Origin of the sequence: Streptomyces sp. NPDC059166 (genome assembly GCF_042755185.1) — a bacterium.
In the GTDB taxonomy this organism is placed as follows: Bacteria; Actinomycetota; Actinomycetes; order Streptomycetales; family Streptomycetaceae; genus Streptomyces.
Genome location: NZ_JBHZCI010000002.1, coordinates 102,259 through 116,806, shown reverse-complemented (window position 1 = coordinate 116,806; position 14,548 = coordinate 102,259). Strand labels below are relative to the sequence as shown.

13 protein-coding genes are annotated in these 14,548 nt (G+C 65.9%); 9 read left to right on the top strand and 4 right to left on the bottom strand.

Annotated features, from left to right (window positions below; translation table 11 throughout):
• Both ACFXOA_RS02005 and dndA read left to right on the top strand, forming a co-directional pair.
• On the top strand, positions 1–3,303 hold the full coding sequence (locus tag ACFXOA_RS02005; RefSeq protein WP_385021039.1) for a DEAD/DEAH box helicase: 3,303 nt from the start codon (positions 1–3) through the stop codon (positions 3,301–3,303).
• 103 nt (positions 3,304–3,406) lie between these two features.
• The gene (dndA, locus tag ACFXOA_RS02000) at positions 3,407–4,474 is read left to right on the top strand and encodes a cysteine desulfurase DndA (RefSeq protein WP_385021037.1); all 1,068 of its coding nucleotides are present in this window, start codon (positions 3,407–3,409) and stop codon (positions 4,472–4,474) included.
• 25 nt (positions 4,475–4,499) lie between these two features.
• On the opposite strand, the gene ACFXOA_RS01995 is transcribed toward dndA, so the two are convergent.
• Positions 4,500–5,936: a DNA phosphorothioation-associated putative methyltransferase gene (locus ACFXOA_RS01995; protein ID WP_385021034.1), complete on the bottom strand. Its 1,437-nt coding sequence runs from the start codon at positions 5,934–5,936 to the stop codon at positions 4,500–4,502.
• Between the two features lie 220 nt (positions 5,937–6,156).
• Between ACFXOA_RS01995 and ACFXOA_RS01990 the strand changes: the two genes are divergently transcribed.
• Genes ACFXOA_RS01990 through ACFXOA_RS01980 form a run of 3 tightly spaced genes read left to right on the top strand, consistent with a single transcriptional unit; the run spans position 6,157 to position 8,073 of the window.
• Positions 6,157–6,510: a hypothetical protein gene (locus tag ACFXOA_RS01990; protein WP_385021031.1), complete on the top strand. Its 354-nt coding sequence runs from the start codon at positions 6,157–6,159 to the stop codon at positions 6,508–6,510.
• 55 nt (positions 6,511–6,565) lie between these two features.
• Positions 6,566–7,732, top strand: coding sequence for a hypothetical protein (locus tag ACFXOA_RS01985; RefSeq protein ID WP_385021028.1), 1,167 nt, complete (start codon positions 6,566–6,568; stop codon positions 7,730–7,732).
• Complete coding sequence (locus ACFXOA_RS01980; protein WP_382606014.1) at positions 7,729–8,073, top strand: hypothetical protein; 345 nt, start codon at positions 7,729–7,731, stop codon at positions 8,071–8,073. The genes ACFXOA_RS01985 and ACFXOA_RS01980 overlap by 4 nt, the downstream gene beginning before the upstream one ends.
• Positions 8,074–8,314: 241 nt before the next feature.
• Here the strand turns inward: ACFXOA_RS01980 and ACFXOA_RS01975 are convergent, their stop codons facing one another.
• Positions 8,315–8,446 (bottom strand): hypothetical protein, encoded by a 132-nt coding sequence (locus ACFXOA_RS01975; RefSeq protein WP_385021025.1) that lies wholly within the window; start codon positions 8,444–8,446, stop codon positions 8,315–8,317.
• Positions 8,447–9,403: 957 nt separating this feature from the next.
• On the opposite strand from ACFXOA_RS01975, the gene ACFXOA_RS01970 reads away from it, so the two are divergent.
• On the top strand, positions 9,404–9,721 hold the full coding sequence (locus ACFXOA_RS01970; RefSeq protein WP_352261052.1) for a hypothetical protein: 318 nt from the start codon (positions 9,404–9,406) through the stop codon (positions 9,719–9,721).
• An 11-nt stretch (positions 9,722–9,732) separates the two neighbouring features.
• Positions 9,733–9,951: a hypothetical protein gene (locus tag ACFXOA_RS01965; protein WP_385021022.1), complete on the top strand. Its 219-nt coding sequence runs from the start codon at positions 9,733–9,735 to the stop codon at positions 9,949–9,951.
• Between the two features lie 835 nt (positions 9,952–10,786).
• Here ACFXOA_RS01965 and ACFXOA_RS01960 read toward each other — a convergent pair.
• Both ACFXOA_RS01960 and ACFXOA_RS01955 read right to left on the bottom strand, forming a co-directional pair.
• A complete protein-coding gene (locus ACFXOA_RS01960; RefSeq protein ID WP_385021019.1) occupies positions 10,787–11,272 on the bottom strand; it encodes a DUF1648 domain-containing protein in 486 nt (161 codons plus the stop codon).
• A 219-nt stretch (positions 11,273–11,491) separates the two neighbouring features.
• Positions 11,492–12,685, bottom strand: a complete 1,194-nt coding sequence (locus ACFXOA_RS01955) for an MFS transporter (RefSeq protein ID WP_385021016.1) — start codon at positions 12,683–12,685, stop codon at positions 11,492–11,494.
• Between the two features lie 329 nt (positions 12,686–13,014).
• On the opposite strand from ACFXOA_RS01955, the gene ACFXOA_RS01950 reads away from it, so the two are divergent.
• Both ACFXOA_RS01950 and ACFXOA_RS01945 read left to right on the top strand, forming a co-directional pair.
• Positions 13,015–13,776: an IclR family transcriptional regulator gene (locus tag ACFXOA_RS01950; RefSeq protein WP_385021013.1), complete on the top strand. Its 762-nt coding sequence runs from the start codon at positions 13,015–13,017 to the stop codon at positions 13,774–13,776.
• Positions 13,777–13,980: 204 nt separating this feature from the next.
• A complete protein-coding gene (locus ACFXOA_RS01945; protein WP_385021010.1) occupies positions 13,981–14,496 on the top strand; it encodes a lytic polysaccharide monooxygenase auxiliary activity family 9 protein in 516 nt (171 codons plus the stop codon).
• Positions 14,497–14,548: the final 52 nt, after the last annotated feature.

Below are 14,548 nucleotides of genomic sequence, written 5' to 3'. Positions count from 1 at the left end.
TTGCCCCAGCGGAACGACGCCCCGTTCCCTGGCGCTGCAGCCAAGCCGGCGGCACTGGCGCAGGGTGATCTCTACAACCCTGCAGCTGGCGAGGACTCGTTCCGCAGCTTGGCGCTGAAAGCGATGTACTCGCCCGACGACGCGCCATTCGAGACGTTCTACGAGCCGCTGCTCTCCCGCGCTGTCACCTACGACCGCGCGGTCGGGTATTGGTCAGGTGCCGAGTTGCAGTTCGCCGCGCAGGGCACGGCCTACTTCATCGCCCGTGGCGGGGTGATGCGGCTCATCGCAGGTGCCCAGCTTGGCAAGAAGGACGTCGATGCGGTGCTCTCCGGTGCTCCACTCGATGATGTAGTCGCTGGCCGCCTACTGGCTGACCCTGGTCTGGAGGGCACGAAGATCGTGCAAAGCGAGCACCTCAGCGTGCTCGCCTGGATGGTCGCTAACGACCGGCTCCACATCCGGGTCGGCATCCCGGTTGACGAGCAGGGCCACTTGCTCACCCACCAGGAGTCTGGCCGCTACTTCCACACCAAGTACGGGATCTTCACAGACCGTTATGGTCACAAGGTCGCATTCAGCGGCTCCAATAACGCCTCGGTGACCGCATGGGTAAAGAACCACGAGACCTTCGACGCCTACCGCTCTTGGCGTACCGAGTCCTGGGAGGACTACGGCGAGACCAAGGAGCGAGCCTTCGAGCGGCACTGGCGCGCCAATCCTGATCGGGGTTGGGCGATCATCGACCTGCCCACCGCGGTTCGCGAGCACTTAATAGCGCACGCCCCCGATGCCCCGCCGTTCCCCTTCGACACATCCGTGCCGCAGCCGAGGTCTGGGGAGGCCGATCGCGAGACACCGCCTGTCGACATGGACTTCGATATCCAGGCGGCCTGGGAGGAGCTGATCGCCCTCCGGGATGTGCCGAAGGCATCCCCGTGGACCGGCATCGGTACCGCGTGGGCTCAGCCGCTGCCGCACCAGGCTGAGGTCATTCACCGGGTGGTGTCGACGTACCCGCGCGGTTACCTCTTCGCCGACGAGGTTGGTCTCGGCAAGACAGTTGAGGCAGGCATGGTGCTACGCGAGCTGTTCACTTCCGGCCGGGCGCGTAGGGCGCTGCTGCTGGTGCCTGCCTCGGTGATGAAACAGTGGCAGGAAGAGCTCCACGAGAAGATGAACCTCGACGTCCCCCGCTACCACAAAGGTGGCTTCGTCGACCGGTTCGACCAGCCCATCGCGAACGATTCGAAGGCGAATCCATGGTCGGCCTTCCCGATCGTGCTCGCCTCCTCTCACCTCGCTCGCCGCCGCACTCGTCGTACCGAGATTCTTGACGCCGGAGCGTGGGATGTCGTCCTCGTAGATGAAGCCCACCACGCTCGACGCCGCGGTTCCAAGGCGACGGATACTCCCAACTCCCTGCTCACGCTCCTCCAAGAGATGAAGAGGCGCGGGCTTTGGCGTGCGCTCTACCTCGCTTCGGCTACCCCGATGCAGATGCACCCTCACGAGGCCTGGGACCTAATCGAGCTCCTCCGGCTGCCGGGCAAGTGGGGTGAGCAGGCGTCTTTCTTCACGGGATACTTCGCCCACCTTGGCGACCCACCCGAGAGGCGCAGTTGGACACTCATCTGCGACATGCTGGAGGACTACTTCTCCGACCCAATCGCCGAACGCGACTTTGAGCTGGAGCAGCGAGTCGACGACGCACTGGGATGGGCAGATGCGTGGACGGTGACCGAGATGGCCAGTAATCCCCCCTCGCCGGACCTCAGGGCGCAGTTCCCTAACGCCACCTCCGAGTGGATGAGCAAGTGGGCTCGCCGCCATACCCCGATGCGCGACCGGGTCTTCCGCAACACCCGTAAGACGATGCGTGCCTACCAGGAGGCCGGCATCATCCCGGCCTCGATCATCATCCCGTACCGGCACGTCACCGACGAGTTCATCCCTCTGGCGCCGAACGAGCGGAAGCTGTATGAGCGCATCGAGGAATACATCCGTCGCCACTACAACGCCTACAAATCCGACAAGGCCACCAAGGCCCTTGGCTTCATCATGACCGTCTACCGTCGCCGTCTGACTTCCTCTTTCGAAGCGATCAAGCGGTCACTGCAACGCCGCCTAGACGTACTCGAGCACGGCAAGAGTCTCGCCGATCTCCTCACTGACGACGACGGCGTCGACCTGGAGAACTCCCTCTTCGACCCCGAGGCCTTCGACGTTCGTGCGGACCGCCTGAAGAAGGAGATCGGTGAGCTCCGCTCCTTCCTCAACGACCTCGACGAGATAACCGGCGAGGACACCAAGGCCAAGAAGCTCGTCGAGGACCTGGCAAAGTCGTTCAAAACATACGACTCCGCAGTGGTCTTCACCCAGTACACCGACACCATGGATTACGTTCGCGAGCGCCTCTTGACCGCTGGCTACTACGGCCTCGGCTGTTACTCAGGCCGAGGCGGCGAGATCTACGACTCTGTGGCAGGAGAGTGGAACCGGGTCAGCAAGGCTGAGATCAAGACCCGGTTCCGCAACGGCGATATCGAGATCCTGATCGGCACCGACTCGATGAGCGAGGGCCTCAACCTGCAGACGTCGGGCTGCCTCATCAACTACGACATGCCCTGGAACTTGATGCGTGTCGAGCAGCGCATCGGCCGTATCGACCGCATCGGCGCCACTTACGAGCACCTCCAGATCAGCAACTATTTCTATGAAGACACCGTTGAGGAGCAGGTTTACAGGGGCATCAAAGAGGACTACGACGACTTCACCAACATCCTCGGCGGCGCTGCCCCCGTTCTCGGCACCGTCGAAAAGGTCATCGAAGACCTCGTCCTTGCCGCGAACCTCAGCGACGAAGTCGTCGCCGGCGAGATCGCCGGCATCCGGACCCAGATCGACAACGCCAACAATCAGCCCGTCAGCACCGGCGACCTCGGCACCCCTGACGGCGACATCGCTATCAAGACCCCGCCGGACCTGACTGGAGACATCACTCCTTCAGACCTTGCCACCAAGCTCACGAACAACCCCCTGTCAGGCCGCTGGCTGACCCCAGATGGCGGACGCCCTGGTATCTACAGCCTCGTCCTTCCGCGTGACGACGCCCGTGTGTCCTCCGGACGATCCGACGGCCCGACGTCTGTCGATTGCTACTTGAGTCAGCCGTCCGCGGCCTCAGTCCCTGTGACATTCGACCGCGACATCTGGGATACCAGCGGCGACAGCGACCTCATCTTCCTGACCTATGGGTCCCCCGAGCTGGGCTCCCTCCTACCTGCCGAACCAGGGGAGTGATCGAGAACGAGCTGGCCCGCTTGGCATTGAGGCCTAGGTGATGGGTGTGGCCTGTTGTCCATACGGCACAACTGCCGAGAGCTGTCACGATCACTGCTGCGATGTGGAAGATTTCGGGAACGCCGGCAGTCGTACTCACGAGTACGGGACTCGCGCCAAGAAGGCGGTGCAGGAAGCGCGGACTTTCCTGGCGGGGACGGTCGGAGCTAAGACGGAAGAGGTCATCTTCACGAGCGGAGCGACTGAGTCGAACAACATCGCCCTGCTCGGGATGGCGCCGTACGGGGAGAAGAACCAACGGCGGCACATCATCACCTCCGCCATCGAGCACAAAGCGGTCATCGAACCCCTCGTGCATCTGCAGAGCAAGGGCTTCGAGGTGGACTTCCTCGAGCCGGGGCTGTCAGGGCGGATCGCCACGGAGGCCGTGCTCGAGAAGCTGCGCCCGGACACACTCCTGGTCTCCCTCATGCACGTGAACAATGAGACCGGCGTGATCCAGCCCGTCGCTGAGCTTGCTGAGGAGCTGCGGGGGACGCCGACCTACTTCCATGTTGACGCCGCGCAGGGGTACGGGAAGCTTCCAGAGGACCTCAAGGCACCCATCGACATGATCAGCATCAGCGGCCACAAGGTGGGGGCACCGAAGGGTGTGGGTGCGCTTGTCACCCGCCGCCGGGGATGGGACAAGACTCCGCTGGAGCCGATCATGTTCGGCGGGGGGCAGGAGAGGAAACTTCGGCCCGGGACGCTAGCAGTGCCGCTCATCATGGGGCTCTATGAGGCAGCCAAGGTCTTCCAGGAGGGGCAGCCGCGCTGGGAGCGAGAGGCTCTCGCAATGCGGGAGCGCATGCTCGCTGCTCTCGGTAAGACGCGCTTCCACATCAACGGAGACGCGGATCACTCCGTACCGCACATCCTGAACGTGACTTTCGATGGCTTGAACGCCGAAGCACTGATCGTCAGGGTTAAGGATCAGGTCGCGGTCGCTACTGGGTCGGCGTGCACCAGCGCCTCCTACACACCCAGCCATGTCCTGACCGCAATGGGGCTACCGGACGGGGTAGCCAATAATGGGCTGCGGTTCTCCTGGTTCCCGAGCCAGGTAGCGGACTTTGACCCGGAGGAGTTCGCGGCGACAGTCGTGCGGATGCAGCCCGACGCTCCCTGAGGGGTGCCGGACACGAGGCGGGAAATCAGTCATTTGCGCGACGCACCAGACGGTGCCCGCGCAGGTCACGTCCGCAGCGGACCAGCTCGGCTTCCCACCCATTCTCGGTGCCGATGAGGTGCGGGTGTTCGTACAGGCCGGCTCTCAGCTCTGCCTGCGTCAGACGCTCGTATTTTGGGGCGTCCGGGTCGTCTGGCGCCAGGAACTCATGCTTGCGGTGGAGCAGCGGGCGGTTGGCGGAGTTGGCATAGGAGATGTGCGAGGTCTCCAGGGATTTCAGGTCTACGAGGTACGAGGACGAGATCCGCGGATGCGGGTCGGCATCGAACTCTGGGTAATCGAGCCAGCTCACTGCTCGTCCCTGGTGCTTCAGCTTGGCGATGGTCCATTCCTGGGGGCGTCCGGCGGCGATCGATGCACAGTGCTCGTACAGGCGGAGGACGGTCGGCATCTGATCGATTGCGCGATGATGCACGTAGAGAGAGGTCGGGGTGAGCTTGCCGACGGCGGATGCGTGCATCGCGCCGCGGACATATGCGTCGTCCCGGAGCTTGAGGAGCAGGCGGTCGGAGCGCTGGCACGCCTCCTTGTACGACGAGAAGAACGACCGAACGTCGAGCTGCACGCTGAAGGGCAAGCTGCCGAAGGGGCCGCGGCCACTGAAGAGCTCGACGGCCAAGAACAGGAGCGTGTTCAGCGTGGTGCGTTTCCCGCCGTCCTTGACCTTGTCGCCGTCGACGGAGTCGCGGATGAGGCGTCGGAGCTCGCCGGATTTGAGACGAGACAGCTGCTCGGCCATGGGGCGCGGCATTTCCTCGACGCGCGGTGGGCGACCGCGGCGCTCGACGTAGTCGGCTAGCGAGGCGATGGCCGAAGTGGTGTCTTCGGAGGCCAGCCACTCGGCATCAGGGACGATGCGATGCGCGAGGTATCCGAGGCGTGCAGCATCGTCCTTGAATGCATAGACGATGCCCGGGGCGGCGGAGACGCAACGGGTGCCAGTGACTTCCTCGATGTAGTTCCGGAGTTCGCTGGAGCCAAAGAGGCGCTGGAACGTTTGCCGGCTGGTGAGCAGGCCGTCGCCGAACTCCTGGCCTCGCACCTTGGCCTTCTCCCACGTCAGGCGCGCTGAGACGATTAGAACCGTAGTGGCGAGTTCCCAGGCTTGCTTCAGGGTCTGGCGGCGTTCGGCGGCGTCCTCAATGACGTTGAGGACGTATGTGAGCAGTACGACGTCGGATGGGACGAGCGGGACTTCCGGGCTGTAGTACGGATCCCATCCGGTGATGCGGCAGTCGAGGCGTTCCAAGGACCTGACGTCTCCGCCGCGCCCGCAGCCGTAGTCGAGGACAGTGCGGTCGGGGGTGAGTTGGCGATCGGCCAGAGCTTGGCGGGCGGGTACCGAGAGCGCGTTGCGGCCAATTGCGGTGCGGCGGCGGTCGCTGTTCCAGGACTGCTGCATGTCGTCCTCGTTGGTCCAGGAAGGGGACGGACGCAGCATAGCCAGCGCGTGATGCTCATGGAGCTAACCTCGATTCTTCAGTGAGGTTCGGTGGTTGACCTGCTCGGCAGGTCGCCCGTAACGACCTCGGGTCGTTCGAGGCGCGCCGGCGCGTGTCGCCGCGGGTGCGCTGGGTTCCACGGGCCCGGAGTGCTGCGGGTCTTCTTCTCGCATCGGACGCGTGCTGCCGCAGGCCTCTGTAGAGCGCGTCGACGAGCAGTTCGTCTCGCTTGCCGACATCGCCGCGCGGGCCGGCCTGAGCCATGAAGCTGTGCGCCTGTGGGCAGCAAGGAAGAGGCGCACCCAGGGTGAACCTTTCCCGGCTCCCCGTGCCCAGGTGGGTCAGGGGTGGACCGCAACCAAGATCTGGAGCTGGCCGGAAGTCCTCGTGCGGTCCGAGGCCCACTACTGCCTCGAGCCCGACACGGTCTATCTCATGCCGCAGCAAGTGGCACGTCTCAACGCTCTTCTTCGGGAGAGTGGGCAGGGGTGCTGGCGAGCTTTGGCAACCGCCAGCGGCACGCGCACGCTCTGAATTCCCCTGCAGCACGGTCTTCACGCTGCGAGGGGAACCTCAGTATGCTCCTCATATGCAAGTAAAGAAAGCAGCGCTGGAGCAGCACATTGCAGTGTTCGGCGAGAGCGGCAGCGGGAAGACCGTCATGCTCTCCTCCTTCTATGGAGCCACGCAGGAGCCTCAGTACCTGCAGAAGAGTCTGTTCCATGTCGTGGCGGACGAAATGGGACAGGGCACTCGGCTGCATCGAAACTACCTAGGCATGAGGGAGTCGGCGCGGCTGCCCGCAGCCGACCGTTTCTCCGCCACGTCCTATTCTTTCTCGGTCAGGCTGAAGGACGGGTCCGACGCCAAGGCCAATAAGGCCAGGCCTTTCGACGCCTTGCGCCTTGTCTGGCACGATTACCCGGGTGAGTGGTTCGAGGATGACGTGAGCGGGCCGGAAGAGGCCCAACGCAGAGTCGACACGTTTATGTCCTTGCTGGGCTCTGATGTCGCCCTCCTGCTGGTGGACGGTCAGCGGTTGCTGGACAACGCCGGACAGGAAGAGCGGTACCTGAAGTCGCTGCTGACCAATTTCCGTAACGGACTGCTGTCGATCAAGAGTGATCTGCTGAAGGACGGCAAGCCGCTCGTCGAATTTCCGCGTATCTGGATCATGGCACTGTCAAAGTCCGATCTGCTGCCGAACCTGGACGTGTTCAAGTTCAGGGATCTCCTTGTGGAGAAGGCCGGCGATGACATAGTCGAATTGCGCGAGGTGATCGCTGGGCTGGTGGAGGCCAGCGACGCGTTGTCCGTGGGTGAGGACTTCGTGCTGCTTTCGTCAGCGAAGTTCGGTGCAGAAAAGATTGAGGTGACCAAGCGCGTCGGCCTGGAGTTGATCCTCCCGCTGGCCGCCATGCTTCCATTCGAGCGCCACGTCCGATGGGCCCAGTTGAAACAAGTCCCTGTGAAGGTGGCGGAGAGTCTGCTGGGCGGGGCGGGAGCTTTGGCCGCTGCGCTGGTCGGTAGCAAGGTCAAGCTTCCGGGTGCGGTAGGTCTTTTGCGTAACGTCGTTGGCCTCGTGCTCTCGAAGGAAGTCTTGAACGAGGCGGCCAAGGTGGCAGGGGATAAACTCAAAAACATCAACTCCGAAGCGATGGCCAAACAGAACTACCTCACCGCCACGTTGACCCGCTTCCGGATGGACCTGGACAGGGGAGAAGAGGAGCAGGTGTTTCTGAGGAGCGTCAAGTGAGCCTCATCTGGGCCACGCGTGGGCGGACCTGGGGTTTCCGGTTTCTCCGTGACGGGGGATTCGGGGATCCACTCCAGGTCTACGACGACGCCTTCTCGGGTGTCGGGGACGAGCCGGAAGTCTGGCGTCGCGTCGCCGAGAAGGGGGCGCTGCGTTTCCCGGATCCCTTGGGACGCAAGGACAGGGCTGGCAGAATCATCCCCCACGAGTTCGTTGTCCTCGGGCCCTTGGCCAATGAGGTCGACTCGGTCGAGGATGCTCGTCAGCTGGTCTGGCCCCAGGTTGCCGACGTATTCAGCCGCATCTGGGAAATGCCCGAGCCACCCTCGCCCGGCGAATGACTTCAGCGACACAATTGCCGCTGCCCCCGGGCGGTGAGTCGCGTCACGCTCGCTGCCTGCGGGCAAGGCGGTAGACGCCGTAGGTGATGCCCAAAATGATGTCCACGGCTACCCAGAGAGCGATGATGAGGCCTACTCCGATCGCGGTGCCGACGTCGCCTGCGTTCTGACACGTGGTAAGTGCGTCGCCGACCATTCCCTCGCAGGAAGCGTGATCGTTGCTGTTGGCACCGGTAATGATCTAGACCAGGAAGAGCGCCTGTACGGCCAGGAAGGCCCAGAGGAAGATCCGGTGGTGCTTCTTCCTGCCGTCGGTGCTCGGCGGATGTTCTTCTTCGGGGGGTCCCCAAGCAGGGTTCGGAGCGGTACTCATCAGCAGACGCCTCCTCAGCAGGCGCACGCCCCCAGGCTTTGGTGGTGACGTCGTACTCATGTAGTCCCTCTGTTCGCGAGCTCGACCTCGCCGTGCTGAGGATGGGCACTATGGCTATGACGCAGACGAGGGGGCGGCACAGGTGGAGTGGACATGTGAGGCATGCGGGCAGCCTGTGGCACAGGCCGAGGGGCTGACGACAGCCGCCGCGGTACGGGCTCATGCCTCGAAGGTAGGGCACGATCAGGCGAGTGTGCGTCGTGTATTGCCCTCGGGCACCATGCAGTGTTGGCGCACCGAGACCGAGCGGGAGCAACAGAGAGCCAAAGAGCGTGTAGTGCGGGCTGAGGAACAACTACGTCGGGCACCGTTGCAGACGGAGAGACGGGGCAGCTGGGAGGACGGGAGCTCGTCCGCGAGGAGCTGGGTCCTGCCAGAGCGCGTGATGCCTACGCCCGAGTGGCTTGGGCTAGGTGGCCTGGGCGCGGTCCTTTTGGGAATTCTACTGAAGGCAGTGGGCTACGAGGCTGGCTACTGCGCAACACATCCACACAATGACGGGTACAACATGCGCGTGCCCGGATCGTGTTTTGAAATCCTGGCGAATGCCTCCGGGGTCGAGGTTCTCGCAGGTCGCGTGTGGGGCTGGGTGATACTCGCGGGAGTCATGTCCCTGGTAGCGGCGGCGGTCCTATGGGTACGACACCAAATCGCACCGATGGACTGAACACAGTTCGGCACTTCCATGCTGCTGGCGGCGGTCGTAGTTGAGGTACAAGAAGTAGCGCCCAGCCTTGATTGGCGGTCGTCCCCGGCTTCGCGGGGGCCCAGGTTCGGCGCTCATGGTTCAAGGGCGTTCTTGATGTGGCCAGTTGAGTCCCTTATGCAAGTAACTCTTGCTATTAATACTTGAGTTGCACCCTTGTGATCAATGCAAGGGTTGGTCATGCTTGGTCCATGACAGAGAAGAAGCTCCGCCTCATTCCCACCGGCACGTGCTGGTGCGGCTGCGAGAAGGAAGTCGGCCTCGGTAAGTTCTTCGCCCCTGGCCACGACAAGGTCGCCGAAGCCGCCGTCATCGCCATCAAGTACGGCTCTTCCGTGCCCGAGTTCCTCCACACCCACGGCTACGGCCCCCACCACTCCGTCAGCCGTGCTGCGGTCGATGCCGGCGTCTGGGAGGAGTGCCGCGAGTGCTCCAGCGCGCCCGGCTATCGAGGGACGGCGGAGAGCATCGCCAATCACAAGCGCAAGTATCACCGCGCCGAGCAGTAAGGGCCAAGACTATGACCATCGCGCAGATCTTGGAGCAGCCCATCCGAGCCCACGGTGGCGTCTGGGACACTCGGCGCGCCGTGACCGCGCTCCGCGACGCCGGTCACGGCGACGGCGACCAGCGGCAGCAGGAGAAGCGAGCTCGCAATGCCCTCCGCGATCTTGCCGCAACAGGCGTCATCGTGAAGATCGACCCGGACAGCGCCGTCTACCGACTTGCCGAGCAGTGAGCACGCCCATGGATGGGACGACGCCGTGCTTGTGGCAGGCACGGGCGAACTTTCGAGAAGCGTATTCCCCGGTCCGCAAAGGCGCCTGACCGCGACGCCCCACAGCTCCGTCGCTCTCGCGATCGGCTGGGCATGGTCATGTGAGTCCGAGGGGCGCCGGCGGCCGGGGCATATCCCGTCCGTGATGGCGTAGGCCCTCGGTGATGTTGTTCCGCCCTGCCAGGCGGAGCACACCGACGGCGAGCCGATGCAGGGAGGACATCGCCCGCGACGCACTGCTGATCCGCACCTGCGCGGCATTCTTCCGAACGTTGCACCCCTGGCGACATCACGACCCAATACTTTCGCCGTCGGCCAGTCCGCTACGGAACGTAGCCGCGCCCTGGGTTGGTAAGGGTGTCAAGGAGCTCACGAAACTCGCTGCTGCCCGGGGTGATTCGTTGCTCCCTCGAATGTGGCTCCGCCCTACGCATCCGAGGGCTGTGGTCGCGTTGAAGTGAAGAAGAGCTGGTGCAGCGAACGCTGCACGGTCCCCCGTTCCAGCCGGATCGAGGGGGATGCAGCGGGATGGAAACGGGTGGCTATGTCTGTTGTTTCGGCATCGTCGCAGGTGAGAGGCGTCACGCCTATGGGTTCGAGTCCCACCCGCCCCACCGAGCGTCCCCAGGCAGAATCGTTCTGACCTGGGGAGACGTGTTTTCTGGGGCGTTTTTGCGTGCAGCGTTCGCCGCACGGAGGTGCAGCGAACGTGAGGCTTAGGTCCTTGGCCACCCGCTCACCCGCTGACAGGACGATCTGCTCCGGGGCGCGCTCGTGTTTCACCGGGCTCCCTCACTCAGTGTTCTCTGCGGGCCAGGAGGAAACCCACTGCCGCGCCTGCCGCGGTCGCACCCGCGGTGGCCAGCCAGTGGGACAGGGTGGGGAACGTGGCGTCGGTGTACTCTGCCGCTCCCGCACTCGCCAGGAGCGCAATGGTGCAGAACGCGCAGGTGAACGCGGCAGTGGCCCAGGCCAGTACCGACAGTGCGAGACGGCTGCCCGGGGTCGTCCGCACCTGCCAGAGCGAAGCACCGAACCCGGCGAACTCGAAGGCGAATACGCCCATGACGAGACCGAGCAGCCCCAGAGGAGAGGAGGTGACACCGTCGGCGGAACCCGATGCGTCCCAGTGGATGCCGACCGGATCCGGAAGCGTCGGCTGCTTTACCACGAAGACGACCGCGTAGACGGCGGCCCCCAGAGCGAACGGGGCGCCGAATGCGACGAGACGTGAGGCCGGAAGGCGGGCTCCGCCCCGCACGGGCGTGGTGTTCGAGGACAAGACGGTCCTCCTTCCAGATTGTTCGCATCAGGCTGGAACAACCATGTGGAATGGTCAACGCCGCTGTACGAGTGCGGAGTTGTCCTGTGGCAGCTTCGTCGGGACAGGACTCGCGCGGCCCGCACCCCTGCCACCCCGGCCGATGCGTACGCCCGTGAGCTCGCGGTGGCGGAGGTGGCTGTGGCGAGCGGGCCGCGGAGGATGAGCCGCGGCGCACTCCTATCGGCGGGCCCCGGCCGCCCGGATGGTCAGGGCCGCGGCCGAGGCCAGTCCGAGCACCGCTACGGCCGTGCCCGACAGCCGTAGCACCCCGACCGAGCCCAGCGAGGCCACCAGCGGCCCGCCGAGCGCCGTGCCCAAGGGCACCGACAGCACGCGAACCGCGGAGTTCGCCGCCAGTGCCTGCGGCAGCAGTGCGCCGGGGATGGAGCGCTGGAACAGCGTGGTCGACAGGGAGGCGTACGGCGGCCAGAGCATCCCGGCGCATCCGAAGCAGACGACCGACACGGCGGTCGGCGCGCCGAGGCCCATCGGCAGCATGAGCGTCCCGAAGGCGACGACGATCCCCACCGTGGTGGGCCACAGCCGCAGCCGGCCGAGGAAGCCGGTGAGCACCGATCCGGCCATGGCGCCGATGCCGAAGGCCGTGTAGAACGCGGCCAGCACCCCGGCGGGGGCGTGCAGGTCGTCCGACACGTGCAGGGGCAGGGCGACGTAGACGGGGCCGAAGAGGAAGAAGAACGCGAAGCTCAGGGCGAGCAGCCCGGCCGGCGCGGGGGTGCGCCGCACGACGGCGAAGCCCGCCGACCGTGATGCGGGGACCTCGTCGGGTTGCGGCACACTCTCCCGCGGGACTGCGGCGAGGTAGGTCAGCGCAAGGGCGAGGAAGGTCAGGGCGTCCACGGCGAGCACCGTCGCGGGGCCCCCGAACGCGATGACCGGGGCGGCCAGGGCCGGGCCGGCCACGGTGGCTGTCGAACCCACCCCGGAGAGCAGGGCGTTGCCCGCCAGGTGGTCGTGTTCGGGAAGGACGCGGGCCAGCATGGTGTAGACGCCGGCCTGGCCCCAGGAGTGGAGTACGGAGGAGAGGGCGAGGAGGGCGACATAGCCGTGGACGCCCAGGGCTTCGAAGGCGTGGAACACCGGGATGGCGCCGAGTGCGCCTGCCCGCAACGCCGCGTCCCAGCCCGCCAGTCGAGCGGGTGGGCGGTGGCGGAGGAACCGGCCGAGCAGCAGGGCGCCCATCGCGCCGGGCAGGGTGTACGCCGCGGCTGCCGACGCCACCCACATGCCCCGCTCCGAGGCCGGCGCCAGTTCGATCGCAAGCCAGCTGACCGCGACCACCGCCATCCCGTCGCCGAGCGAGGAGACCGCGAATCCTGGAAGGACCCGCCGCAGCAGCGGGTGGCTCACCACCGGCCGGTACGGCGAACGACGCCACGCACGGCTCAGCACCGGATACACGGGTACCTCCCACAGGGTCGATGAACGAACAGGGCTGACCCTTCCCCCGGAATGCCGTGCTTACGGCGCCCGTTGGCCGAGGGCAGAACCACGCACCGGCCGGTGCGGTGGCCACTCCTCCACCGCGGCGGACGATGACGTGAGGGGAGCGGCCCCGGCTGTCGCACACCGTCTGCGGAGTGGGGCCCGCCGCGCGCGGGTCGGGGATCATGGGGTGGGTGAGGGACCGGGCGCTTCGTGCCGCCGGGGCCGCCAGCCTCGACCACAGGGAGGACATCGTGAGCGTCGGCAGGAGCTACGTCATCGAGTCGCTGGACACCGGACTGCGCCTGATGCGCCTCTTCCTCACCCACGACACCCTGTCGGTCACCGACGCCGCCAGGGAACTCGACGTGGCCCGGTCCACCGCGCACCGTGTGCTCAGCACCCTGGAGGCCCGCGGTTTCGCCTCCCGCGACACGTCGGGCCGCGGCTACTGCGCAGGGCCCGAACTGGTCACCCTGGGCAGGCCCGCCGGATACGACCCGGCCACCGCTGCCCGGCTCCAGCCGGTCCTCGCCGCGGCGGCCGAGGCCACGGGGGAGACCGTGAGCACCGCCGCGCTGATCGGTGACCGGGTCATCGTCACGGACGGCCGCGAGTCACCCCACCCGGTACGGGTGGCCCTGGACGTGGGGCGCGCCCATCCCGCGCACTCCACCGCGGCCGGCAAGGTGCTGCTCGCCCAGCTGCCCACCGAACAGGTCTGCGCCCTCTACCCGCAGGAAGAGCTGCGGGGGGTCACCGAGCACACTCTGCGGACCCGGACCGAGCTGCTCGCCGAGCTGGTACGGGTCCGAAGCCGCGGTCACGCCCGGAGTGCCGGTGAGTCGGCGGCCGGGCTGAACGCGGTGGCCGTGCCGCTGACCGGCAGCAGTTGGCGGGACCGGCTCGCCCTGATGGCGTCGATGCCCGCCGACCGCGGCGCCGCACCCGACCTCGAGCTGCACGCGGCTGCGCTGGGCAAGGCGGCCGGACACCTTTCGCCTGCGGGTGTCTGAGCGCTCCGCCGGGGCAGTCGGCGCCCGGAGGTACGTGTGAGTGTGGCGATCTCGTGCAGGCCCTGGCCTGGTCTAGACCAAGAGGGTTAGGCTTCGGGGGCCTTCCGTGGCAACCCCACGACGCCACGCGAAGTGCTTCTTGACATGCTCATGCCTGCCTGTCCCTGGTGGCCGGCAAGCGCGAACCCCCACGAAGGAGTTGTCATGAAGAGCAGGAAGACGCTGGCCGTAGCCATCGGCGCGGGTATCGCCCCGCTGCTGGCCGTGTGCCTGCCCGCAGGGAGCGCGAGCGCGCACGGCTACATCTCCTCGCCTCCCAGCCGTCAGGCACAGTGCGCCTCCGGCGAGGTCGCGTGCGGTTCCATCACGTACGAGCCGCAGAGCGTCGAGGGCCCCAAGGGGCTGACGAGTTGCAGCGGAGGGAACGCCGGCTTCGCCGAACTCGACGACGACAGCAAGGGGTGGAAGGTCACCCCCGTCGCCCGGACGGCCGACTTCAACTGGAAGCTGACCGCGCAGCACTCCACCAGCACCTGGCAGTACTACGCGAACGGCCGGAAGATCGCGGAGTTCGACGACGGCGGCGCCAGGCCCGGCGCGACCGTCACCCACCAGGTGGACTTCGGCAGCCTGACCGGCAGGCAGAAGGTCCTGGCCGTCTGGAACATCGCGGACACCGCCAACGCCTTCTACGCCTGCGTGGACGTCGACGTGAGCTGACGGCGCGGTACGAGCCCGGCCACCGTCCGGCGCACGCCGGGCGGTGGCTCCC

Coding starts and splice junctions, on each gene's coding strand:
- ACFXOA_RS01995 (WP_385021034.1), bottom strand. CDS start 5,936: ATGCAGCAGTCCTGGAACAGCGACCGCCGCCGCACCGCAATTGGCCGC.
- ACFXOA_RS01985 (WP_385021028.1), top strand. CDS start 6,566: ATGCAAGTAAAGAAAGCAGCGCTGGAGCAGCACATTGCAGTGTTCGGC.
- ACFXOA_RS01975 (WP_385021025.1), bottom strand. CDS start 8,446: ATGAGTACCGCTCCGAACCCTGCTTGGGGACCCCCCGAAGAAGAACAT.
- ACFXOA_RS01970 (WP_352261052.1), top strand. CDS start 9,404: ATGACAGAGAAGAAGCTCCGCCTCATTCCCACCGGCACGTGCTGGTGC.
- ACFXOA_RS01965 (WP_385021022.1), top strand. CDS start 9,733: ATGACCATCGCGCAGATCTTGGAGCAGCCCATCCGAGCCCACGGTGGC.
- ACFXOA_RS01945 (WP_385021010.1), top strand. CDS start 13,981: ATGAAGAGCAGGAAGACGCTGGCCGTAGCCATCGGCGCGGGTATCGCC.